The organism is Pseudarthrobacter sp. fls2-241-R2A-168, assembly GCF_030209335.1.
Classification (GTDB): domain Bacteria; phylum Actinomycetota; class Actinomycetes; order Actinomycetales; family Micrococcaceae; genus Arthrobacter.
Genome location: NZ_JARVSG010000033.1, coordinates 204,874 through 227,560, shown reverse-complemented (window position 1 = coordinate 227,560; position 22,687 = coordinate 204,874). Strand labels below are relative to the sequence as shown.

Below are 22,687 nucleotides of genomic sequence, written 5' to 3'. Positions count from 1 at the left end.
ATACCAGCATGCGAAAGCAAAGTTTCTTGCCCCCGCCGTTGGCCGAGGCTCCTTTCACCTTCGGCTCGGCCAGGGCTTCCGGCGTCACGCTGGACAGACTTCGGCGCAAGGATGTAGTCAACGTGGGCCGCGGTCTCTACCGCCCGGCGGACTGGGACTTCGACCTGGAAGGCGCCGCCAGGGCGTTGTCCGCTGCGTCGCCCGGTGCCTGGATCTCACACGTGACTGCGGCCCGGCTACGGCGCCAGGTGCTGCCACCCTGGCTGGCAGATTCCACAGAGCTCCACCTCAGCAAACCGCGCGCCCTGCCGTCGGTCCGCCGAAAGGGCATATTCGGGCACACAGTCGTGGCTCTTGAAGGAGAGATCGAACTCGTCGATGGCATCCGCCTGAGCACTAGGTCACGCACCTGGCTCGATCTGGCACGGGTCCTGCCACTCGATGCCCTGGTGAGCATGGGAGATGAACTGATCCGCGTCCCGCGGGTGGATTTCGAGGCAAGGACGCAGCCCTATGACACCTTGGCGGGACTGCGCGTGCTCGTCAGCCATCATCCGAATCTCCAAGGTATCGTCAGGGCCCGCGAAGCATTGGATCTGATGCGGGTGGGCGCCGACTCGGCCCCTGAATCGCTGCTCAGGCTGGCCATCACCAACGCCGGCTTACCCGAACCCGAACTCCAGGTGCCATTGCGAGCCGGAGACGGGCGGTCGCCGTCGGCCGATCTCGGTTATCGTCATCGCCGCCTTGCTATCCAGTACGACGGCGAACATCACCTCGGTGACGCACAAATGCTTAGCGACAGGAGACGGGATAAGGCCTTCGAATCAGCGGGGTGGACGGTCCTGGTTTTCGACAAGGACGATCTGGCGGATGATTTCCAGGGAGCGGTGAAACTCATCAATCGGGCGCTACGGAACGCGTGGCAGGACCACGCCCAGGCAGCGGGGTTTGCTGGCAGCGATTGAGCGGCAGTGCCGACGTGAATCCGCGAAAGAGGCATTAACGCCGTGACGCTCCCTCACCAGGGTGAGCGAGCGTCACGTGAAAACCCACGTTAAGTGAGCGAGGATCGCCGGAAAACCCACGTTAAGTGAGTGAGGGTCCGGCCAGAACCCACGTTAAGTGAGAGAGCGTCGCAGGGGAGGGGCTACCGGAGGACCACCGTGCGGTTGCCCTGCAGGATCACCCGGCCCTCGCAGTGCCAGCGCACGGCGTTGGACAAGGCTTTGCATTCGGTGTCGCGGCCGGCCGCAACCAGGTCCTCGGGCCCGTACGTGTGGTCCACTTCAACGGTCTGCTGCGAGATGATTGGTCCCTCGTCCAGCTCGCTGTTGACGTAGTGGGCCGTGGCACCAACAGTTTTCACGCCACGGGCGTACGCCTGGTGGTACGGCTTGGCACCCTTGAAGCTGGGCAGGAACGAGTGGTGGATGTTGATCGCCTTCCCGTCCAGCTTCCGGGTCAGGTTGTCGCTGAGCACCTGCATGTACCTGGCCAGCACCACGAGTTCCACATCGAACTCGTCCACCAGCTCCAGCAGGCGTCCCTCGGCCGAAGGCTTGGTGTCAGCCGTGACCGGCACGTGGAAAAACGGGATCCCGTGCCACTCAACGAGCGCGCGGTGGTCGGTGTGGTTGGACACGACGGCCACCACGTCGACCGGCAGCTCACCGATCCGCGCCCGGAAGAGCAGGTCGTTGAGGCAGTGCCCGAACTTGGACACCATGATCAGCACGCGGCGCTTGGAGCCGTGCCGTTCCAGCCTCCAGCGCATCCCGAACCGCTCGGCGACAGGACCAAAAGCGGCCCGCAGCGTGTCCGCGGTGGAGGCGTCGCCGTCGGACGCAAAATGCACCCGCATAAAGAAGTGCCCCTCGGAGCGCTCGCCGAACTGCTGGTTGTCGATGATGTCGCAGCCGTGTTCCAGCAGGAACCCGGACACGGCGTGGACGATGCCCGGGGACTCGCTGCAGTCCAGGGTCAGGACGTGCTCCACCGTGGTGGGGGCAGCGGCAGGGACGGTTTCAGTCTCAATTGCAGTCATGGCTCAGCACTCGATTACGTTGACGGCAAGGCCTCCGCGGGAGGTTTCCTTGTACTTGGTTTTCATGTCGGCTCCTGTTTCGCGCATCGTTTTGATGGCTTTGTCGAGGGACACCTTGTGGCTGCCGTCGCCGTGCAGGGCAAGGCGGGCGGCGTTGATGGCCTTCACGCTGGCGATGGCGTTGCGCTCGATGCAGGGGATCTGCACCAGTCCGCCCACCGGATCGCACGTCAGGCCCAGGTTGTGTTCAATCCCCACCTCGGCGGCGTTTTCCACCTGGGCAGGCGTCCCGTCCAGCACTTCGCAGAGCCCGGCGGCGGCCATAGAGCAGGCGGAACCCACTTCACCCTGGCAGCCCACCTCGGCGCCGGAAATGGAGGCGTTGATCTTGAACAGGATTCCGACGGCGGCCGCGGCCAGCAGGAAGCGGACCACACCGTCGTCGTTGGCGCCAGGGACGAACTTCACGTAGTAGTGCAGCACCGCCGGGACGATGCCCGCCGCGCCGTTGGTGGGCGCGGTGACGATCCGCCCGCCGGCGGCGTTCTCCTCGTTCACGGCCAGCGCGAACAGGTTCACCCATTCCATCGCCCGGAGCGGGTCGGTTACTCCGGTATCCGCAGTCAGGGTCTGGAATAACGACGGCGCGCGGCGGCGGACGTTGAGCCCGCCCGGAAGGATTCCTTCCGCGGCACAGCCGTTGTCCACGCATTCGCGCATCACGGCCCACAGCCCCAGCAGCTTTTCCCGGAGTTCCGCTTCTGTCCGCCACACCAGCTCGTTGGCCAGCATCACGTCGGAGATGGACATACCCTCGCGCTGGCAGATCTCCAACAGTTCGTCGGCGGTGCTGAAGGGGTAGGGCAGGACGGTGGAATCTTCCACAATCCGGTCGCCGGCGTCGGCATCGCCGTCCACCACGAAGCCGCCGCCAATGGAATAGAAGCTCCGCTCGCTGAGCACGGCGCCGGAGTGGTCCAGAGCCCGGAAGGTCATGCCGTTCGGGTGGGCCGGGAGGGATTTGCGGCGGTGCAGCACCACATCCTCGTCCCAGTTGAAGTCCACCCGGTGGTCGCCCCCGATCCACAGTTCGGCGTCAAGCGCGGCGGCGGCCACCTGGTCATCGGCGGTGGTGGTGTCCACGGTTTCCGGGTCGAGGCCCTTGAAACCGAGGACCACAGCCTTGTCCGAGCCGTGGCCCCGCCCGGTGGCACCGAGGGAACCGAACAGTTCGGCCTGGACCCGCGTGGTGGAGCTCAGGTGTCCTTCGCCTTTGAGCCCGTCGGCGAACAGCTTCGCTGCCCGCATCGGGCCCACCGTGTGTGACGAGGAGGGCCCGATGCCAACGGAGAAAAGGTCCAGGACGCTGAGCGCCATTTAGGGGACCTCGGGGGAGGCGTACTCCCGCATGGCGTCCAGGAGCCAGCGGCCCAGGAAATCGGCGAACGAGGCGCGGGGGAAGATCCGGAAGGACTCCTCGCCGGTCTTCCACAGCACCACGGGGATGTTGCCGATTTCGGTGGACAGCGCCGTGCCGGCCGACAGGACGCGGGGGTGCAGGTCCAGGGAGCACCCCTTTTCCAGGACTGCACGGGCGCGCGGTCCGATGAGCTCGAAGGTGGTGCGGTTGGCGGAGAGATCCACCACCTGGCCTGCGCCGTCGGCCAGGGCTTCGCGCAGTGCCTGGATCAGGTCGCCGCCGAGGGACTCGTGGGCTTCCGTCGGTGCCACTACCAGGAATTCTTCCGGTCCGAGCCAGAGGACAGAGGTATCGCCCGTGCCGCTGACCCCGCCGCACGCTGCGGGCAGTCCGCCGGTGACGGCGGCTATGCGCTGTCCGGCGTCGCTGTTCCGGTCAACCCGGAGGCCCACCATGGTGAGGAAGGAGACTTCGCGCAGTTCCACCACGCCCTGGACGGAGCCGGATTCAAAGGCTTCGCTGAGCGGGGCTGCCGGGCTGACGCGGAGGGAGAGGTCCTTCTGGGCGGAGTTTGCGGGTGCTGCTGTTTCAGCCATCTTTGCGGGCTCCTTCGGGGTCAAAAAGTACGGTTTCTGCGACAACAACGTCCACCAGCTGATCGCCGGCGGCTGCCACAAGGGTTTCGCCGATCCGGTTGCGGCCGTTCTTGATCAGGGCCAGGCCGAACGACCTGCCCAGTGCTGCGCTGTGGTAGCTGGAGGTGACGAAGCCTTCCATCGGGACCGGCCCGTAGGCGGGGTTGGTGGAACGGCCCTTCTCCACGAGCTGAGTGCCTTCGGGGAGCCTGATGCCGCCGTCAACCGGCAGGACGCTCACCAGGTGCTTGCGGTCCTCACGCTGTCCGTCAACCCGGGCGTACGACCGCTTGCCGATGAAGTCCTTGGCCTTGGAAACGATCCATTCCATCCCCGCGTCCTGCGGGGTGACGGTGCCGTCCGTGTCCTGGCCAACGATCGGGTAGCCCTTTTCGGCGCGGAGAACGTGCATGGTCTCGGTGCCGTAGGGGGTGATGTTGAATTCGGCGCCGGCGGCTGCCACGGCTTCCCACGTGTTGAGTCCGTACCAGGACGGCACGTTGATCTCGTAGGCGAGTTCACCGGAGAAGGAGATGCGGCAGACCCGGGCGCGGACGCCGGAGGCGAGGGTGGTTTCGCGGAAGGTCATGAACGGGAAGGCTTCAGCGTCCAGCCCGCCGTTCGCGGCCAGTTCCGGTGCCACCTTGGCCAGGACCTCACGGGACTTGGGCCCGACGACGGCGATGGTGCTCCACTGCTCCGTCACCGAGGTGCAGTGCACATCCAGCTCCGGCCACTCGGTCTGCAGCCATTCCTCCAGCCAGTCCAGCACCTTGGCGGCGCCGCCGGTGGTGGTGGTCATGAAGTAGGTTTCCTCGTCGAGGCGCAGGGTCACGCCGTCGTCGAAGATCATGCCGTCAGGGGTGCACATCACGCCGTAGCGGGCGGAGCCCGGGGCGAGCTTCTTGAACGCGTTGGTGTAGACCCGGTTCAGGAACTCGCCGGCGTCCTTGCCGCGGATTTCGATCTTGCCCAGGGTGGTGGCGTCCATAAAGCCCACGGAGTCGCGGACGGCGGCGCACTCACGGAGCACGGCGGCGTCCATGTCCTCGCCCGCCTGCGGGTAGTACCAGGGCCGCTTCCACTGCCCCACGTCCTCGAACAGGGCGCCCTTGGCGACGTGCCACGGGTGGATGGAGGTGACGCGGGCGGGGTCGAACAGCTCGCCGCGCTGGCGTCCGGCCAGTGCCGCGAACGCCACCGGGGTGAAGGGTGCCCGGTAGGTGGTGGTGCCGATGTCGCCGATGCCGCGGGAAGCTTCGCCTGCGGTGCGCAGCGCGGCGGCGATGACGCCGATCGCGTTGACGCCGGAGGTCTTGCCCTGGTCGTTGGCGGTGCTGATGGAGGTGTACCGCTTGATGTGCTCCACGGACCGCATGCCGGCGCCGGTGGAACGCAGCACGTCAGCCACGGACTGGTCGCGCTGGAAGTCCACGAAGTGGTGGTGCCAGTCGTCCGGAGTGCCCTGCTCGCCCGGCACCAGCCACAGCTGGCGGGTGGGGGCTGACGCCTTAGGCTCACCCAGCGGGGAAGGTTCGACGGCGGCACTGAAGCCGGCAGCGATGGCCGCCTTAGCACCGGCGGAGATTCCCTCGGCCAGGCAGTCTGTGGTCTCGAAGGAGCCGCGGCCCGAGCCGATGGTCTGCTGGTTGGGGACTACCGTGCTGGGCACAAACGCGGCCAGGTCTTCGTCCCAGCGCAGCTTGCCCTGCCGCTGCGAGTGCAGGTGGACCAGCGGGCTCCAGCCGCCGGACACAGCCAGCAGGTCGCAGGCGATCTTTTCGATGCCCGAGGTGAGTTCGCCGTCGTCGTTGATGCTGCGGACGGTGACGCCGTCCAGGCGGCCGTCATTGTCCCCGGAGGTGTTGGCCACCGCGCTGCCGATCAGCACGCGGGTGCCGGCTTCGACGGCGGCTGCCGCCACGTCGGTGAGCTGAGGACGGGCGTCCACCACGGCGGCGATCTTGACGCCGGCAGCCCGCAGGTCCGCGGCCAGGGCGTAGGAGCTGTCATTGGTGGTGCTGATGACCACGCGCTGGCCAGCTGCCACTGCGTAGCGGTTCAGGTAGCTGCGGACGGCGGAGGCCAACATGATGCCTGGGCGGTCGTTGTTCTCGAACACCAGCGGGCGTTCGTGGGCGCCGGGGGCCAGGACCACCTGGTTGGCACGGATGTGCCAAATACGCTGGCGCGATACGCCGGAAGCGGCGGGGGAGGACAGGTGGTCGGTCCGGTTCTGGACGGCGATCACGTAGTTGGCGTCGTAGGCGCCAAAGGCAGTGGTGCGGTTCAGCACGGTGGATTCGGAGCCGGAGACGAGCTCGGCCTCGACGTCAGCCACCCATTCCAGGGCGGGCTTGCCTTCGATGGTCTCAGCCAATTCGGATGCGGTGGAGCCGGAGAGGAGGGAACCACCCAGTTCGGGCTGGTCGTCCAGCAGCATTACGCGGGCGCCGCTGCGGACGGCCTCGCGGGCTGCTGCCAGGCCGGAGGGGCCGCCGCCGATCACCAGGACGTCGGTGTGGACGTACTTCTTGTCGTATTCGGCGCGGTCATCGGCCGGGTCCAGCTTGCCGAGTCCGTTGAGGTATTCCGCCTTGAGCCCGTCCACCAGGGTGACGGTGGTGGCGGGAAGCATGGACTCGGCCACGTGGCCGGGGAAGCGGGGCTCGACCCGGACCAGCGCGTTGGCTTCCTCCACACCCGCGGACATGATGCCGCGCGGGCGGTCCTCGTACAGCGAGTTGCCGGCGGCGACGCGGCCGTTGGCCAGCAGGGCGGAAGCGAGGGTGTCACCGGGGTGGCCGGTGAACTCTTCGCCGTCCACCGTGAAGCGCCAGGAGATGGTGCGGTCGATGCGTCCGCCGGCGGCGAGGCGGGCGTTCTGGGAAGTCACTTGGTTGCTCCTTCCGGGGCGGTGGTGCTGGAAGTGGGGGAAGTGCTCGTGGCAGCGATGCTGGGTGCCGCGCTTCCGGTGGTGGTGCTGTCAGCGGCGGTGCTGGCAGTGCCGGTTTCGGCGGTCACCTTGCCTGCGGCGTCCGGCCGGGGCGAGCCCATCGGGTAGATCGCCTGGATCTCGTAGGTGACGGTGTCGCGGAGCATGTTGAACCACTGGCGGCAGCCGGTGCTGTGCAGCCAGCGCTCGGCGAAGGCCCCCTTGGTGTTGTCCCGGTAGAACAGGTATTCGGCCCATTCGCGGTCTGTCAGCTCGTTGGGGCTTTCCGGGTAGGCCACGTGGGCCTGGCCGCCGTAATGGAACTCGGTCTCGTCGCGCGAGCCGCAGTTGGGGCAGGAGATGAGCAGCATGTGCGTCTTCTTTCTAAAGTGCGTCTGGCGGCTAGTGGGCGACGGCGGCAGCGCCGTGTTCGTCGATCAGCGCGCCGGTCTCGAAGCGCTCCAGTGCGAACGGCTTGTTCAGCCTGTGCGGTTCGCCGGTGGCGATGTTGTGGGCGAAGGTCATGCCCGCGGCGGGGGTGGCCTTGAAGCCGCCGGTGCCCCAGCCGCAGTTCACGAACATGTTCTCCACCGGGGTGTTGCCCACGATCGGCGAGGCGTCCAGCGTGGTGTCCACGATGCCGCCCCAGGTCCGGAGCACGTGGGCCCGGGCGAAGATGGGGAAGAGCTCGACGGCGGCAGCCATCTGGTGCTCGATGACGTGGAAGGAACCGCGCTGGCCGTAGCCGTTGTAGGAGTCAACACCGGCGCCCATCACCAGTTCGCCCTTGTGGGCCTGGGAGACGTAGACGTGCACGTGGTTGGACATCACCACCGTGGGGTGGACCGGCTCGTGCAGTTCGGACACCAGCGCCTGCAGCGGGTGTGACTGGATGGGGAGCCGGAAGCCTGCCATTTCGGCCAGGACGGAGCTGTGGCCGGCAGCGGCGAGGCCCACCTTTTCGGTGTTGATGGTGCCGCGGTTGGTCTTGACGCCCACCACGCGGTTGCCGTCCTTGACGAAGCCGGTGACTTCGCAGTTCTGGATGATGTCCACGCCCATCTCGTCGCACTTGCGGGCGAAGGCCCAGGCCACGTGGTCGTGCTTGGCGATGCCTGCACGGGGCTGGTAGGTGGCGCCCATCACGGGGTAGCGGATGTTGTCGCTGATGTTCAGGATGGGGCAGAGTTCCTTGACCTGCTGCGGGTCAAGCCACTCGGCGTCCACACCGTTGAGCTTGTTGGCGCCGACGCGGCGCATGCTTTCGCGGACGTCACCCAGGGTGTGGGCGAGGTTCATCACGCCGCGCTGGCTGAAGAGGAAGTCGTATTCGAGTTCCTCGGGGAGGATTTCCCAGAGCTTGAGGGCGTGCTCGTAGATGGCCGCGCTCTCATCCCAGAGGTAGTTGGAGCGGATGATGGTGGTGTTCCGGGCCATGTTGCCGCCGGCGAGCCAGCCCTTTTCCAGGACGGCGATGTTGGTCATCCCGTGGTTCTTGGCCAGGAAGTAGGCGGTGGCCAGGCCATGCCCGCCGCCGCCCACAATCACGGCGTCGTAGGAGGACTTGGGCTCAGGGTTGCGCCAGAGGAAGTCCGGGTGCTCGGGGAGGTGGTCTGCGCTCACTTGGTGGCTCCAATCAAATCTGCTTCGAAGGCGGCAACGTCGGAGCCTTCGCTGAGGTGGGGGTACAGGGGGAACTGTTCGGCAAGGGCCGTGACGCGTGCGCGGAGTTCGACGACGGTGGCCTCACCAATGGTGCCGTTGCCCGCAGCGGCGATGAGCGCCGTCGCGATGATGTCCGCAACTTCGGTGAACTCGGTGGCGCCGAAGCCGCGGGTGGCCAGCGCGGGGGTCCCGATCCTCAGGCCGGAGGAGACCATCGGCGGGCGGGGGTCGAAGGGCACGGCGTTGCGGTTCACGGTGATGCCGATGCGGTGCAGGGCGTCTTCGGCCTGCTGTCCGTCCAGCTCGGAGTTGCGGAGGTCCACGAGGACCAGGTGGACGTCGGTGCCGCCGTTGACTACGGAGATTCCTGCTGCGGCAACGTCGTCGCGGAGGAGCCGTTCGGCGAGAAGCTTGGATCCCTGCAGGACGCGCTCCTGGCGCTCCTTGAATTCGGGGGAGGCCGCGAGCTTGAAGGCCACGGCCTTGGCGGCGATCACGTGCTCCAGCGGACCGCCCTGCTGACCAGGGAAGACGGCGCTGTTGATTTTCTTGCCGTACTGCTCCTTGGCAAGGATCACGCCACCGCGGGGGCCGCCCAGGGTTTTGTGCGTGGTGGTGGTGACAACGTCTGCGTACGGCACCGGGTTCGGGTGCAGGCCGGCCGCAACCAGGCCGGCGAAGTGCGCCATGTCCACCATGAGGTAGGCGCCAACGAGGTCGGCGATGCGGCGGAACTCGGCGAAGTCCAGCTGGCGGGAGTAGGCGGACCAGCCGGCAACGATCAGCTTGGGACGGTGCTCCAGGGCCAGCGCCTCCACCTCGGCCATATCGATGCGGAGGTCGGATTCGCTCACGTGGTACGGCACCACGTTGTAGAGCTTGCCGGAGAAGTTGATCTTCATGCCGTGCGTCAGGTGGCCGCCATGGGCCAGGCTCAGGCCCATGATGGTGTCGCCCGGGTTCAGCAGGGCGAACATGGCGGCAGCGTTGGCCTGGGCGCCGGAGTGCGGCTGGACGTTGGCGAATTCTGCGCCGAACAGGGCCTTGACCCGGTCGATGGCCAGCTGCTCAACCACATCAACGTGCTCGCAGCCGCCGTAGTAGCGCTTGCCCGGGTAGCCCTCGGCGTACTTGTTGGTAAGGACAGAACCCTGAGCCTCCATCACGGCGGACGGGGCGAAATTCTCGGAGGCGATCATTTCCAGCGTGGACTGCTGGCGCACCAGCTCCTGCGCAATGGCCTGCTGGACTTCGGGATCGACTGCGGAAAGTCGCTCGTTCAACTGCTCAACCACGGATGCTCCTTTGAAATACCACTTGTTCAATGACTGATATATCAGTGTGAGGTCAATGGTATGATTGGGATCACAGCAGAGTCAATAGCTGGACCGAAGCGGGTGGAAGCTACGAGTTCGGATCTGGCGGGTATCGAAGAACGGAGCAGCCCTTGAATGCACTTCTTGCCCTGACGCCGGCGGAGGAGGAAGCGCCGTCGCAGGCGGAGGCCGCCTACCGGCAGCTGCGCGACAAGCTGATCATGCTGGAAATCCGTCCCGGCGAGCCCATCAATGATGGCCAGCTGGCCGCCGAGCTCGGCTTTGGCCGTACTCCCGTCCGCGAGGCGATCAAGCGGCTCGAGGTGGACCATCTGGTGATTTCGTATCCCCGCCGCGGGACTTTTGCCACCAACGTGGACTTTACAGAGCTGGCTGACGTGTCCGAGATCCGGGAGTTGCTGGAGCCCCTCGCGGCGCGCCGCGCGGCGGACAGGGCCAGCGAAAGCATGCGCCGGGAACTGCTGCACGTGGCCGATGCCATCGCAAGCATCGATCCCGGCGCCGGCGAATCACGCGACCTGATGCGCTACGACCTGATGGTGCACCGGCTGATCTACAAGGCCGCGGCCAACCCGCACCTGGAAGACACCTTGATCCGCTACGACAACCTGGCCACGCGGATCTGGTGCGTGGTGCTGGACAAGGTCCCCTCGGTGACAGGACACATCACCGAGCACGTGGATCTGCTCAAGGCGGTGGCCGCCGGCGACGCGGACAAGGCAGGGGAGCTGGCCTTGCACCACGTCACCAGTTTCGAGGAAACCATCCGGAAGATCCTCTAGCCCGCCCCGGGACCCTCTCTCAGTTAACGCGGCATAAACCGGGACCCTCTCTCACTTAACGCCGCATAAACCGGGACGGTCTCCCGCCCTTGAAAGGATGGAATGCGCGCCAGGCCCGCTACCACCCGGAACGCCCAGGACCACACCGTCAGGTTCGGCTTCGCCTTCATCGGCGTTTTGCTCATCGCCGTCAACCTTCGGGTGTCCTTTGTCAGCGTGGGTCCGGTGCTCGCCAACATCAGCGGCGATCTTGACCTGACAAGTGCTGCAGCAGGGTTCCTGACCGGGCTTCCGCTTATTGCTTTCGCAGTCTTCTCACCCGTGGCGCCCGCCTTCGCTTCCCGTCTGGGCCTCGACCGTGCGCTGTGGATGTCCCTGCTGATCCTGGCCTCGGGCATCGTGCTCCGCTCCCTGCCTGTGCCCGGCCTGATCTGGGCGGGCACGGCAATGATCGGTCTGGCCATCGCGTTCCTCAACGTCCTGCTGCCCTCCCTCGTCAAGCGCGACTTTCCCATGAGGGTCAGTCAGTTGACGGGGAGCTACACCGCCACCCAGGCCGCCGTCGCCGCCATGGGGGCCGCCGTCGTCGTGCCCGTGGCGCAAACGTCCCCCGCAGGGTGGCGGCTTGCCCTCGGTATCTGGGCGGGACTTGCCCTCATCGCCATGGCGGTGCTCCTGCCATGGCTCCGCCGGCACAGCTCCGGCAGTGTGGACGCCGCCAAGCCGGCGGTCTCCTACCGGTCGCCTTGGGCATCAGCCTTGGGCTGGCAGGTGACCATCTTCATGGGACTTCAGTCGATCGCCTTCTACGTCCTGATGGCCTGGCTGCCAACCATCGAACAAAGCCGCGGGGTCCCGGCCGCTACCGCCGGAATCCATCTGTCCCTTTTCCTGCTCGTCAGCGTTTTCGCAAGCCTCGGGGCAGGCGGAATTCTTCACCGCGGTTCGGACCAGCGGCTTGTTTCCTTCGCCAGCGGAGCGGCGATGGTTGTGACGTTCCTGGGCCTGGCAATCGCGCCGGACCTAATTCTGATGTGGGTTGTTCTGGGGGCAATCGGATGCGGAAGCCTCATTGTCATTGCCCTGTCGCTGTTCAGCCTCCGGACCGTGAACCATCCGCAGGCGGCGTCGTTGTCCGGCATGGCGCAGTCCGTTGGCTATGGCCTCGCTGCCGTTGGGCCGGTAGTGTTCGGCGGGCTTCGCGATCTGAGCGGAGATTGGACGCTTCCGCTCCTGGTCACCGCGGGGATCATGGCGGTCCTCGCCATGACGGGCGTGCTCGCGGGGCGGAACCGGGTGATCAGCGCCTCGACATGACGCCGCCACCCGTCGTCGTACTTTTTCTCCAACGCGGGGTCACTTCCGGCCCAATTTCCCGGCTCGGAGGGGCCATAAGTGACCCCGCGTTGCTGTATCGAAACCAGGTCAGGCCCGCGCCTGGGCCTTGACTGACGTCCGTTCCACGGTGGGGCAGTACATCTTCGCCACCCCGTTGGCCGCCATCTCTGGTGCCCCCTCGAGCTCCAGCAGCATCCGCACCCCCGCCGCGCCCAGTTCGTAATGGGGCAGCGAAACCGTGGACAGCGGGGGCCTAAGATGCGCGGCGATGACTTCCTGGTTGTCGAAACCCACCACGGCGATGTCGTCTGGGATGGACAACCCGCGTTCCCGCAGGCCGTCGTAAAGGCCCATGGCCATCCGGTCGTTGTAGCAGTACACCGCCGTCACGTCGCGCTGGAGGAGCGCCCCGGTGGCCCCGTATCCGCCTTCCTGGTCCGGATACGCTTCCATCACCAGCTCGGGATCGAACGGAACCCCCGCCTCCTCAAGTGCCTCTCGGTACCCCTGGAGCCGGCCGTCCTTGGCCGGGGCGGGAATGGTGGCGTTGATGAAGGCAATCCGGCGGTGGCCGTGCCGCAGCAGGATCTCCGTGGCCGAGCGCCCGCCCTGGACCTCGTCCGGAACCACGGCGCGGGCACCGGGCTCATGGGAAAAGCAGTTCACCAGGACGAAGTCCGCTTCCCGCAGCGGTGCGGGGATGTCGGTCTGACGGTGGAACCAGGTGGAGTAGAGGATGCCCCGCACTTTGTACTCGAGCATCATCTGGATGGCGTCCTGCTCCAGCTCGCCGTTGCCCTCGGTGTTGGCGATCAGGAGGGCATAACCGTGCTTCCACGCCTCGTCCTGGGCGCCATGGATGATCTGGCCGGCAAAGGGGGTGGTGGCAACGCCGTCGGCCACCAGCCCAATGAAGCGGGAGGTTCCGCTGACCAACGTCTTGGCCATGGCATTCGGCCGGTAGCCGAGGGTCCGGATGGCATCCTTGACGCGCTGCCGGGTCTCTTCGGCGATCCGGGCACTTTTTTTCTTGTTGACCACCAGTGAGACGGTGGCGGTGGAAACGCCGGCAGCTTCGGCGACCTCCCGCAGGGTGACAGGATGGGCGCGTTCCGGGGTCCGCCGGGAGCGGCCAGCAGGCGCCGCCTCCCCTGAACTTTTCTCCATTGAACTCATCTGCCCTCCGTCAGGAGTATATCCATCTGTTGGCGCTCTCATCCCTTCGTCGCCCCGCTCTCCAGCCCCTGGATCATGGCCTTGTTCAGCACCAGGAACACGAGCAGCAGCGGGGTGATGGTGACGCACACAGCCGCGAAGGTTGCCGTCCAGTCCACCTTGCCCATGGCGCCGATGTAGTTCTGCAGGCCCAGCGGGATGGTCTTCAGGTCCTCGGACAGCACGAACGTGTTGGCGAAGATGAAGTCGTTCCAGATGAAGATGCTGTTGACCAGCACCACCGTCACCACCGTGTTCAGGGACAGCGGCAGGGTGATCAGCCCGAAGATCCGGTAAGGGCCGGCGCCGTCCAGGGAAGCTGCCTCGTAGGTTTCGCGGGGAATGTATTCAAAGAACGACGAGAACAAGTACACGGACATCGGCAGCGAGAAGCCGGCCAGCGGGATGATCATCGACTGGTACGTGTCCAGCAGGTTCACCGCCGAGTAGTCGATGAACAGCGGGACCAGCGCGATCTGAACCGGGACGATGATGCCGATCAGGAACAGCCCGCGCACCAGTTTGCTGAGCCGGAACCCCAGCACCTGGATGGCGTACGCGGCCATCATGCCGAACAGGACAATCAGGATATTGGCACCCATGGTCACGATGAAGCTGTTGAGGATATTCCGGCCAAGGTCCCCGGTTTCGAAGGCCCTGGCGTAGTTGTCCCACGTGAGGGAGCTGGGGAGGGCAAAGGGATCGCCCGTGGCAAAGTCGTGTTCCGTCCGCAGGCTGGTCAGGAACAGCCACGCGAGCGGGTAGACCTGGACAATCACAATGAGCATGATCAGCACGCGGGAGAGCGTCCGGAACAGGTTGGGCTTACGACGGCGGCGGGAGACTGCCGGGCGGGGCGGAACCACTGCGGGTGGGCTGGCTGGGGGTGCCTGGATGGTCATGACTCTGCCTTCCGCTTGAGCAGGAACAGGATGAGGCCGACGGCGACGAGGCACTCAACGACGATGAAGACGGAGATGGTACTGGCGTAGCCGAAGTCCGTGCTGGTGAATGCGGTCTTGTACATGTACGTGGTCAGCAGTTCGGAAGATTGTCCCGGCCCGCCGTTGGTCATCAGGTAGGGGATGTCGAAGCCGCGCAGGCCGTAGGTGGTGGCCATGATGGTGGTGGTGATCCAGACCGGCCGGATGTACGGGAAGCGGATTTTGGTGAACAGGGTCCAACGGGAGGCTCCGTCCAGGACTGCGGCTTCCTCCAGTTCCTTGGGCACGGCAATCAGGGCTGCGTAAATGATGAGCATGTACAGCCCGGTGAAGCGCCAGCCCTCCGGCGCCGAGACTGCGGCGAGCACGGTGTTGACGTCCGAGAGCCAGGGCCGCTCCAGGCCGCCCAGCCCGATCCAGTGCAGCAGCTGGTTAAGCAGGCCCACGGGGTCGATGGAGTAGATCCGGACGAACAGGAACGCGATGGCCACGGTGGAAATGATCGCGGGCAGCAGGTAGAGGGTCTTGATGAGTTCGCGTCCCCGGCTGAGCGAGGTGAGCAGGCTGGCCACCAGCAGGGCGCCGCCCAGCTGCAGGACCAGGCAGATGGCCAGGTAGAGGAGGGCGTTCAGGAACGCGCGCCAGAAGATGTCGTCGGCAACGAACATCCGGACATAGTTGTCCAGCCCCACGAATTCCATGTCGCTGATGCCGTTCCAGGAGAAAAAGCTGAGGAACAGCGACTGCAGGATCGGGAAAAGTACCGCTGCGCCGTAGAGCAGCAGGGGCGGGAGCAGGAAGACCAGGACCGAGGTCCGTGACCTGTTGGGAAGCATCCTGTTGGGTTGCATGGCGGGCCTTTCGGGCGGGGGACCTGGAAGGTCCCCCGCCGCAGTGGTTACTGGAAGAAGCAGTGCCTACTTGAAGAACTTCGGGGCGTTTTGCGCAATGGTGTTGTCCATGGTGGCCGTGAACTGATCCGGCGTGATGTTGCCCTGCACCAGCAGGACGAGCTCCTGCTGCAGCCGGCCGTTCGTGGTGGGATCAAGCTGGGTGTCCCACGGCATGGCCTGCTTCGAGCCCAGGTCCTTGGCCTGGTCAAGTGCCTTCCGGTAGAGCGGGGTGGCGTTGGCCGGGACGGTGGTTTCCACCGTGGTGGTGGGGGAGAGAGCTCCCGTGGCGGCATATTCCGCGGGGTACTTCTGCAGCGCGAACTTCAGGAAGTCACTTACCAGCGGATCGTAGGTCTTGGCGTTGACGGCCATGCCAATCCCCGACGGCGAGACGAACTCGTTTGCCGACGTCGCCGATCCCGCCGTGGTGGGCAGGGTGAAGAAGTCGATATCGTCGCGGACGGCCGGGTTCAGTTTGTCGGTGGCCAGGCTGGGCAGTTCCCAGGTTCCGATGTTGTACATCGCGGCCTGGCCGGAGGTGAACTGGTTCTGCGCGTCGGAGTAGCCCTGGGCGGAGAAGCCTTCCTGGAAGCACTTTGCCTTGCCCAGCTCCGCCATCCAGTTCACGGTCTTCTGCCCGGCGGCATCGGTGAACTTCGCTTCGCCCTTCTTCAGCTTCTGGACAAAGTCCGGCCCGGCTTCCCGGAACGGCTGGTAGGCGACGTAGCGCTCCAGCGGCCACTGGTCCTGGCCGTCGATGGCGATGGGGGTAATCCCGGCGTTGCGGAGGGAGGTGCACATGGCGGGGATGTCGTCCAGCGACTTCGGGACGGCCACCCCGGCCTTCTCCAGGAGGGCCTTGTTGTACCAGATGAATTCCAGTTCGAACTGGAACGGAATCATAAAGAGGGACCCGTCATCGAACCGCTGGTAGTCCAGCGCACCGGGACGGTAGTCGTCGTAGAGGTCCAAGGTTTTCAGCAGCTTGTCGGCGTCCACCATCTTGCCCTGCTTGGCCAGTTGCTGCGCGAAAGGTGTGGCGTCGGTATCGAACAACTCGGGCAGCTTGTTGGCGGCGGCCAGGGTCTCGAGCTTCTGGATGTAGGACGGCCGGTCGGGGGTGGTGATGAGGTTCAGCTTGAAGCCCGGGTGGTCCTTGGCATAGTCATCGGCAAGCTTGGTCATGATGTTGATGACGGCGCCGTCGGCCGGGCGGGACAGCAGCCACGAGATTTCGCGGGGTTTGACCTCGCCTGCCGGACTGACATTCGAGGGATCGGTGGAACTGCCGCCGCCACAGGCGGTCAGGGCGAGGACGGTGACAGCTGCGGCGGCGGCTGCGCGGAGCATATTTTTCATTGCGGCAATCTTCCTTGATTGGAACGGAGGGGTTTGGGGAGGGACAGGGATTTAGTTGCTGGTGCGTTTGCGTACTTCAAAATCTGTGACGGTGGCTGAGCCTTCGCCGGCGAACAGGCCAATCCGCCCCGACGGAAGGTTGTAGATCCTGGTGCTGAGTGCCACCTGCCGGTCTACGACGGCGACGCACAGATCGCCCTCGACGACGACTTCCAGGGTGTGCCGGCCGGGGCTGAGGTCGCAGGGGCGCTCGAGTTCCAGCTCGAACGCGACATCGCCGGAAACATGCCACTGCGCGTCGCCGCTGATAGCCCGGGGCCACCGGTCGAAGACCAGCCGGCCGCGCTTGGGCTCGAGGCGGAGGACGTAGGAGTGGTCGCCGTCCGGGCTGGCGCGAAGCAGCAGTCCGCATTCGGTGGTGCCAGGTTCGATGTCCAGCACTGCCTTCGCGTAGAACTGGCCGGGGAGGTCCTCGTTGGAGATGGTGGCTGAGTAGCCGTCCGGTACATGGAGCCGCGCGGGTAGCTCACGGTTGAAGGTCAGCGGCACCTCGTCCCAGAAGCTGTCCACCAGTTCGTCGGCGAAGCCGAAGCCCAGGGTCCCGTCGGAGTTCTGCCGGGCCTCCAAAACTGCCATGGTGCCCGCCCACTGCCAGGCGCCGTCGTCGGAATTTCCTTCTTTGCTGGCGATCCAGCCGAAGAAGAACCGCCGGCCGTCCCGTTCCGCGGATTTTGAGGCGTAGAAGGCCCGCCCGTCGATGGAGTCCTGGGCCGGTACCGTCCAGGGGCCGTCGGGGCTCCTGGACATGCGGTACCTGGTGGTGAAGTTTTCCGAGAACTCGGAGTAGACCATGTACCACCAGCCGCCCCAGGAGAACACGTCCGGGCATTCGTGGGTGATGTAGCGGCGGGGGTCCCAGAACGGCTCGGTGTACTCCCAGGTGATCAGGTCCCGGGAGGTGCACTGGGCGATGACGCCGCGGCGCCGCTCGGGTCCCTCGGAGTGCCGGGCGGCGATCAACATCCGCCACTGGCCGGCTGCCTCATCCCGGAAAACGAAAGGATCCCGCCAGTCGCCGGACTCGTAGCCGGCGGGTGCGCCGAACGTGAGCTCAGGGTGCTTCACCCAGGTGCGCATGCCGTCAGTGCTGGTGGCGTGCATGACCAGCTGCAAGGGCAGCCCGTCCGGTCCCAGGTTGTTCGGATTCTGCCCGGTGTAGAACAAGTGGTGGACGCCTGATTCATCCACCACGATGCTGCCCGTATAGGCGTTGAAGTCCAGGTCCGCGTCCGTTCCATGCGGGAGGGACACTCCGTGGTCCTGGAACTGGATCAGGTCCTTGGTGGTGACGAGGTTCCAGGCGGTTCCCGGTTTTGGTTCGGAACGGACCTCGTGGAGGTAGAAGAGCCAGAACTCACCGTCGTGCTGGAAAGGGATGAGGTCCCCCACCCAGGCATCGGCGGGCTGGAAGAAGATCGGGTGATTCATCAGCGTTGATGTCCTTTTTCTGCTAAAGCGTTTGATCACCTCGAAGGTAGCGCTAATCGTCTGCGTGATCAAGCGTTTTAGCAAAGTTCAATCCGCGAGCAGTGGAAGTTGCGAACAGCGGCTGGACTTTTTGCCTAAACGCTTGACCAGGAAGTCGCTCCGGCGGTAGCTTCTCCTGCTAAAGCGCTTAATCAGAACGGCGACCCGACGCCAACGAAGGCGCACCACCGGGCGCACGGGCAGAGCCGCCCCCACGAGAGGAAGTCAATGATGACCCATGCCATTTCCCGCCGCCATGTCCTGCAGGGCACAGGAGCAGGAGCCCTCGCGCTATTCATCAGCAGCGCCGCGTCTGCCGGTCCTGCCCTCGCCCAGGGGTCCCTGCGGGCTGCTTATCACATGACGCCGCCGTCCGGCTGGCTTTGCGACCCGCAGCGCCCGGTCTACCTGGACGGCGCCTACCATCTCTACTACCTGCATTCCACGCAGAACAACGGCCAGGGCGGATGGGACCACGCCACCACCGCCGATGGCGTGTCCTTCACCCACCATGGAGTTGCACTGCCGCTTCAGCCGGACTTCCCCGTGTGGTCGGGCTCAGCCGTTGTGGACAGTGCCAATACTGCGGGGTTCGGGGCCGGCGCCATTGTTGTGCTGGCCACGCAGCCCACGGGCGGCATCCGTAAGTACCAGGAGCAATACCTCTACTGGTCAACTGACGGCGGCTACACCTTCACCGCACTGCCCGATCCGGTGATCTTTAACAGCGACGGCCGGACCGCCACCACGCAGGCGGAGATCGAGAATGCGGAGTGGTTCCGCGACCCGAAGATCCACTGGGATGAGGCGCGCAGTGAATGGGTGTGCGTCATTGGCCGCGCCAGGTACGCGGCCTTCTATACGTCAACGGACCTGCGTAACTGGCAGCTCAAACGCAACTTCGACTTTCCGAACCACGCCCTGGGCGGGATCGAGTGCCCGGACCTGTTCGAAATGACAGCGAGTGACGGTTCCCGGCACTGGGTGCTCGGCGCCAGCATGGACGCCTACAGCATCGGGCTGCCCATGACTTACGCCTACTGGACCGGAACGTGGGACGGGGAGCAGTTCCTCGCCGACGACGTCAGCAACCCGCAATGGCTCGACTGGGGCTGGGACTGGTACGGCGCCGTCACCTGGCCCGCGCGTGAGGCCCCGGAGAGCCGGCGGTACGCGATCGGCTGGATGAACAACTGGAAGTACGCCGCCCGTGATGTTCCCACGGATGCCACCGACGGGTACAACGGCCAGAACTCGATCGTCCGCGAGCTGCGCCTGGAACGTCAGGCAGGCGGGTGGTACTCGCTGCTCAGCAGCCCGGTCACGGCGTTGGCACAGTACGTTACGGCCACCACCACCCTCCCGGACCGCTCAGTGAACGGAAGCACAGTGTTGCCGTGGTGCGGCCGGGCCTACGAGCTGGAGCTGGACATATCGTGGGAGGCGGCCGCGAACGTCGGGGTTTCGGTGGGCCGTTCCAGTGACGGTGCAGGGCACACGAACATCGGCAAATACGTCAACGAGCTGTACGTGGACCGGGCGCCGTCGGACCAGCCAGGCTTCTCGCTGGTCCCGTTCACGCGGGCGACGGCACCCATTGATCCCGCCGCGCGCTCGGTACATTTGCGGATCTTCGTTGACACGCAGAGCGTCGAAGTGTTCGTCAATGCCGGCCACACGGTGCTCTCGCAACAGGTGCATTTTGCGGAGGGTGACACCGGGATTTCCCTGTACTCCGACGGCGGCGCGGCCACCTTCTCCGGCATCACCATCCGTTCGTTCGAATAGCCGCAACGCGAAACGGCGGCCCGCACCAGAAGGTGAGGGCCGCCGTCGTGATTTCGACAAGCTCAATCAACAAGCGTTAGATGATCGCGGCCTTCAGTTCCTTGGCAGCGACGGCGGGGTCGTCGGCGCTGTAGATGGACCCGCCGACGACGGCCACGTCAGCACCTGCACGCTGCACCGCTTCAATGGTGGAAAGGTTGACGCCGCCGGCTACGGAGAACGGGACGCGGGCCTCTTCGCCGGCGTTCAACAGCACGTCCAGGTTGTAGCCGGGCTTCGCCTGCTCATCCAGGCCGGCGTGGAATTCGATGAACCTGGCACCCAGCGCACGGGCTTCCTTGGCCCGGGTGACCTTGTCCGCAACGCCAATCAGGTCCACCACAATCCCCTTGTTGTGTGCCCGGGCCGCCTTCACGGCCCCGGCGATGGTGGAATCGTCCGCGCTGCCAAGGACGGAAACCAGATCCGCGCCGGCGGCGAAGGCGATCTCCGCCTCGAGCTCGCCGGCATCCATGGTCTTCATGTCGGCGAACACAATCTTGTCCGGGTGGGCGGTCTTGACAGCGGTGACGGCGGACAGCCCGGCGTTCTTCACCAGCGGCGTGCCCAGTTCAATGATGTCCACGTATTCGGCGACTTTGCCGGCAAGGTCGAGGGCGGCTTCGATGGTGAGGACGTCCATGGCGACTTGCAGTTTCATGTTGTATCTCTTTCGGTTGACGGGTTGTTGAGGAGGCTTGATGAGGGAGGGTGCAACTCATTCGAGGTTCGCGTGGCGCTGCCAGAGGTCCTCCGGGGCGGCGGCGTCCTCGTCCCACAGGCTTTGGAACACGGCTTCGGTCGTGGCGAACAGCACCTGCTCGAAGAGGCTCCCGGAGTACTGCCGGGTTACCGCCGAGCCGTGGTCCGTCTTCTGTGCCGCAGGAATCAGGACGACGGCGGCCGCGGCATTGGCCAGCGGGGAACTTTTGCTGGTGGTGTAGGCGGCCACGCGGGCGCCCTGGGCGACGGCGGTTTCCGCCGCCTTCACCACGCCGGCGGTGGTGCCGGAACCGGAGGCTGCGAGCAGCAAGTCGCCGGCCCGGATGGCGGGGGATGTTGTTTCGCCCACCACGTGCACGGTCAGTCCGAGGTGCATCAGCCGCATCGCCGCCATTTTCAGGACCAGGCCGCTGCGGCCGGCGCCGGTCACGAAGATCCTGTCGGCCAGCCTCAGCTCCGTCACCAGGGCGGCCACCTCTTCGGGATCGATCCGCCGGAAGACGGCGCTGATCTCGTCCAGGACCAAGGCGCGGTTCTGGTCAAAGGCACGGGACGTGCCGGGGGCTGTATGGGCCGGGTCTGTTGCTGCTGCGATAGCGCTCATGCGTACCTCCTTGGACGTTGTGACCCTTCAATGCTCGCCCGTCCGGCGGGTGGGTCCAACGCCATGATCGGACGGTCCTTGCTACCCAAAGGGGTAGCTGTTTCGCGCTGCGCCCGTACACTGGGCAGGTGGAACACCCCAATACCGCCTTGCTTGAGGCCGTCGCCGATCTGGCCACTGCTCCGCTGATGGAGATCGCCCACCGGCTGCGGGAGGCCGCCAGCCCTTACTGGGAATCGACTGCCCTGGTGATTTTCACCGAAGACTGCACCGGCCGCCCGCAGAAGAAGTCCGGTGCCGAGGCCATCATCAGCCGGGTCTCGATCGCCGAACTCGACGCCATCCGGGCCACGCTCCTCGCCGACGCGGACGCCGGGACGTGGCGCGGCGAAGCCGCCTTCGGCGGCGGAATCCGGCAGATTCTCGCCATGACGTCGCCCAGGAACGCACTGTTGGTCCTCTCCGACCCGCAGCCAATTCCAGGCTCCGACACTGGGCCGGACCCGCACTGGCTGCTCAACTACCTGTGGCGCCTGGCGGCCGAACGGATCCGCGAAAAGGTGGCTGATGCGCCGCCGTCGTACCTCGTAGAATCCCGCGCCGCATCTGCAGAGCGCCTGCGCGTGACGGCCGAACTGGTGGACCAGCACTCCACCACCCTCGAGACCCTGCTGGCTGCGCTCAGGTCGCCGGCGCTGGCCGACGCTGCCGCCCGCACCGCCGCAACTGACGTCGCCGCCAAAGCCCTGGTGGGCCTGCGCACACTCAGCGACCGGACCACGGACCTCGTCGAAGAGCCTGTAGCCTCAGCTTTCCAGCGGCTCCGCGAGGACCTTCGCCCGCTGATGAGCTTCAGCGGGATCGACGTGCAGTTCATCGAACCGCCGGTCAACGGCCGGGCGCTTCCCGGCGAGGTTGCGCACGCAGCGAGGGCCATTGTGCGCGGCCTGGTGCTGGCAATGGTGGACCAGGAAGGCGTCCGCCGGGTCCGGACGCAGTGGGATTGCGACGGCGTGAACCTGCTCATCAACGTGCGCGACGACGGCCCCGGCGAACTGTCCGCCTCGGCGCCGGCCATGGCGCGCCTGGTCCAGCGCGTCGAGGCCCTCAACGGCAGTATGGGCGTGGACGTGATGCCCGGCTGGGGTGCCGACGTCGCCGTCACCCTCCCGCTGGACCCGCCGGCCCGTCCACTGGCAGAGGCGGCCGACTGGAACCTGGGGGAGCGGGAAGTCGAGGTGCTGCAGCTGCTTGCCGCAGGGCAGCGAAACCGCGGTATCGCCGCGAAACTGCACATCAGCGAGAACACCGTGAAGTTCCATCTCCGCAACCTGTACCGGAAGATCGGCGCCTCCTCCCGTACGGAAGCCATGGCGCTCGCACACAGCAACGGCCTGCGTTAACGCGATTAACGCGCTTGTCAGCTCCGTCACAGC

The 22,687-nt window shown here is 65.7% G+C and carries 19 protein-coding genes; 5 read left to right on the top strand and 14 right to left on the bottom strand.

Translation table 11 applies throughout. The features are described from left to right. Positions 1-8 precede the first annotated feature (8 nt). Complete coding sequence (locus QRN11_RS17155) at positions 9-968, top strand: DUF559 domain-containing protein (RefSeq protein WP_285313756.1); 960 nt, start codon at positions 9-11, stop codon at positions 966-968. Between the two features lie 182 nt (positions 969-1,150). Here QRN11_RS17155 and purU read toward each other — a convergent pair whose 3' ends face one another. The 7 genes from purU to glyA are packed head-to-tail and all read right to left on the bottom strand — an operon-like array spanning position 1,151 to position 9,997. Next, on the bottom strand, positions 1,151-2,047 hold the full coding sequence (purU, locus tag QRN11_RS17150) for a formyltetrahydrofolate deformylase (protein ID WP_285313755.1): 897 nt from the start codon (positions 2,045-2,047) through the stop codon (positions 1,151-1,153). A 3-nt stretch (positions 2,048-2,050) separates the two neighbouring features. Further along, positions 2,051-3,424: an L-serine ammonia-lyase gene (locus tag QRN11_RS17145; RefSeq protein WP_285313754.1), complete on the bottom strand. Its 1,374-nt coding sequence runs from the start codon at positions 3,422-3,424 to the stop codon at positions 2,051-2,053. Further along, positions 3,425-4,063, bottom strand: a complete 639-nt coding sequence (locus QRN11_RS17140) for a sarcosine oxidase subunit gamma (protein ID WP_285313753.1) — start codon at positions 4,061-4,063, stop codon at positions 3,425-3,427. Further along, on the bottom strand, positions 4,056-6,998 hold the full coding sequence (locus QRN11_RS17135) for a sarcosine oxidase subunit alpha family protein (RefSeq protein WP_285313752.1): 2,943 nt from the start codon (positions 6,996-6,998) through the stop codon (positions 4,056-4,058). Before QRN11_RS17135 ends, QRN11_RS17140 begins: the two co-directional genes overlap by 8 nt. After that, positions 6,995-7,408, bottom strand: a complete 414-nt coding sequence (locus tag QRN11_RS17130) for a sarcosine oxidase subunit delta (RefSeq protein ID WP_091419219.1) — start codon at positions 7,406-7,408, stop codon at positions 6,995-6,997. The genes QRN11_RS17135 and QRN11_RS17130 overlap by 4 nt, the downstream gene beginning before the upstream one ends. Before the next feature lie 31 nt (positions 7,409-7,439). Next, entirely contained in the window at positions 7,440-8,660 is a 1,221-nt protein-coding gene (locus QRN11_RS17125) for a sarcosine oxidase subunit beta family protein (protein ID WP_285313751.1), read from the bottom strand. Next, positions 8,657-9,997: a serine hydroxymethyltransferase gene (gene glyA, locus QRN11_RS17120; RefSeq protein ID WP_285313750.1), complete on the bottom strand. Its 1,341-nt coding sequence runs from the start codon at positions 9,995-9,997 to the stop codon at positions 8,657-8,659. The genes QRN11_RS17125 and glyA overlap by 4 nt, the downstream gene beginning before the upstream one ends. Positions 9,998-10,149: 152 nt before the next feature. On the opposite strand from glyA, the gene QRN11_RS17115 reads away from it, so the two are divergent. Further along, entirely contained in the window at positions 10,150-10,821 is a 672-nt protein-coding gene (locus tag QRN11_RS17115; RefSeq protein WP_285313749.1) for a GntR family transcriptional regulator, read from the top strand. Between the two features lie 102 nt (positions 10,822-10,923). Continuing rightward, positions 10,924-12,138 (top strand): MFS transporter, encoded by a 1,215-nt coding sequence (locus QRN11_RS17110; RefSeq protein WP_285313748.1) that lies wholly within the window; start codon positions 10,924-10,926, stop codon positions 12,136-12,138. A 108-nt stretch (positions 12,139-12,246) separates the two neighbouring features. On the opposite strand, the gene QRN11_RS17105 is transcribed toward QRN11_RS17110, so the two are convergent. The 5 genes from QRN11_RS17105 to QRN11_RS17085 form a co-directional block, all read right to left on the bottom strand. Beyond that, positions 12,247-13,335 carry a LacI family DNA-binding transcriptional regulator gene (locus QRN11_RS17105; RefSeq protein ID WP_285313747.1) on the bottom strand — a complete coding sequence of 363 codons (1,089 nt, stop codon included), beginning with the start codon at positions 13,333-13,335 and terminating at the stop codon, positions 12,247-12,249. 38 nt (positions 13,336-13,373) lie between these two features. After that, a complete protein-coding gene (locus tag QRN11_RS17100; RefSeq protein ID WP_285313746.1) occupies positions 13,374-14,276 on the bottom strand; it encodes a carbohydrate ABC transporter permease in 903 nt (300 codons plus the stop codon). Next, a complete protein-coding gene (locus QRN11_RS17095) occupies positions 14,273-15,154 on the bottom strand; it encodes a carbohydrate ABC transporter permease (protein WP_285313775.1) in 882 nt (293 codons plus the stop codon). Before QRN11_RS17095 ends, QRN11_RS17100 begins: the two co-directional genes overlap by 4 nt. An 81-nt stretch (positions 15,155-15,235) precedes the next feature. Beyond that, positions 15,236-16,570, bottom strand: a complete 1,335-nt coding sequence (locus QRN11_RS17090; RefSeq protein ID WP_285313745.1) for an ABC transporter substrate-binding protein — start codon at positions 16,568-16,570, stop codon at positions 15,236-15,238. A gap of 51 nt (positions 16,571-16,621) precedes the next feature. Next, entirely contained in the window at positions 16,622-18,058 is a 1,437-nt protein-coding gene (locus QRN11_RS17085) for a GH32 C-terminal domain-containing protein (RefSeq protein ID WP_285313744.1), read from the bottom strand. A 270-nt stretch (positions 18,059-18,328) separates the two neighbouring features. Between QRN11_RS17085 and QRN11_RS17080 the strand changes: the two genes are divergently transcribed. Further along, complete coding sequence (locus QRN11_RS17080; RefSeq protein ID WP_285313774.1) at positions 18,329-19,885, top strand: glycoside hydrolase family 32 protein; 1,557 nt, start codon at positions 18,329-18,331, stop codon at positions 19,883-19,885. 76 nt (positions 19,886-19,961) lie between these two features. Here the strand turns inward: QRN11_RS17080 and hxlA are convergent, their stop codons facing one another. Both hxlA and hxlB read right to left on the bottom strand, forming a co-directional pair. Further along, the gene (hxlA, locus tag QRN11_RS17075) at positions 19,962-20,585 is read right to left on the bottom strand and encodes a 3-hexulose-6-phosphate synthase (RefSeq protein WP_285313743.1); all 624 of its coding nucleotides are present in this window, start codon (positions 20,583-20,585) and stop codon (positions 19,962-19,964) included. A 57-nt stretch (positions 20,586-20,642) separates the two neighbouring features. Beyond that, on the bottom strand, positions 20,643-21,251 hold the full coding sequence (gene hxlB / locus QRN11_RS17070) for a 6-phospho-3-hexuloisomerase (protein ID WP_142065100.1): 609 nt from the start codon (positions 21,249-21,251) through the stop codon (positions 20,643-20,645). A 128-nt stretch (positions 21,252-21,379) separates the two neighbouring features. Here hxlB and QRN11_RS17065 point away from each other — a divergent pair, with 128 nt between their 5' ends. After that, positions 21,380-22,654 (top strand): helix-turn-helix transcriptional regulator, encoded by a 1,275-nt coding sequence (locus QRN11_RS17065; protein ID WP_502935045.1) that lies wholly within the window; start codon positions 21,380-21,382, stop codon positions 22,652-22,654. The last annotated feature ends 33 nt before the right edge of the window (positions 22,655-22,687 follow it).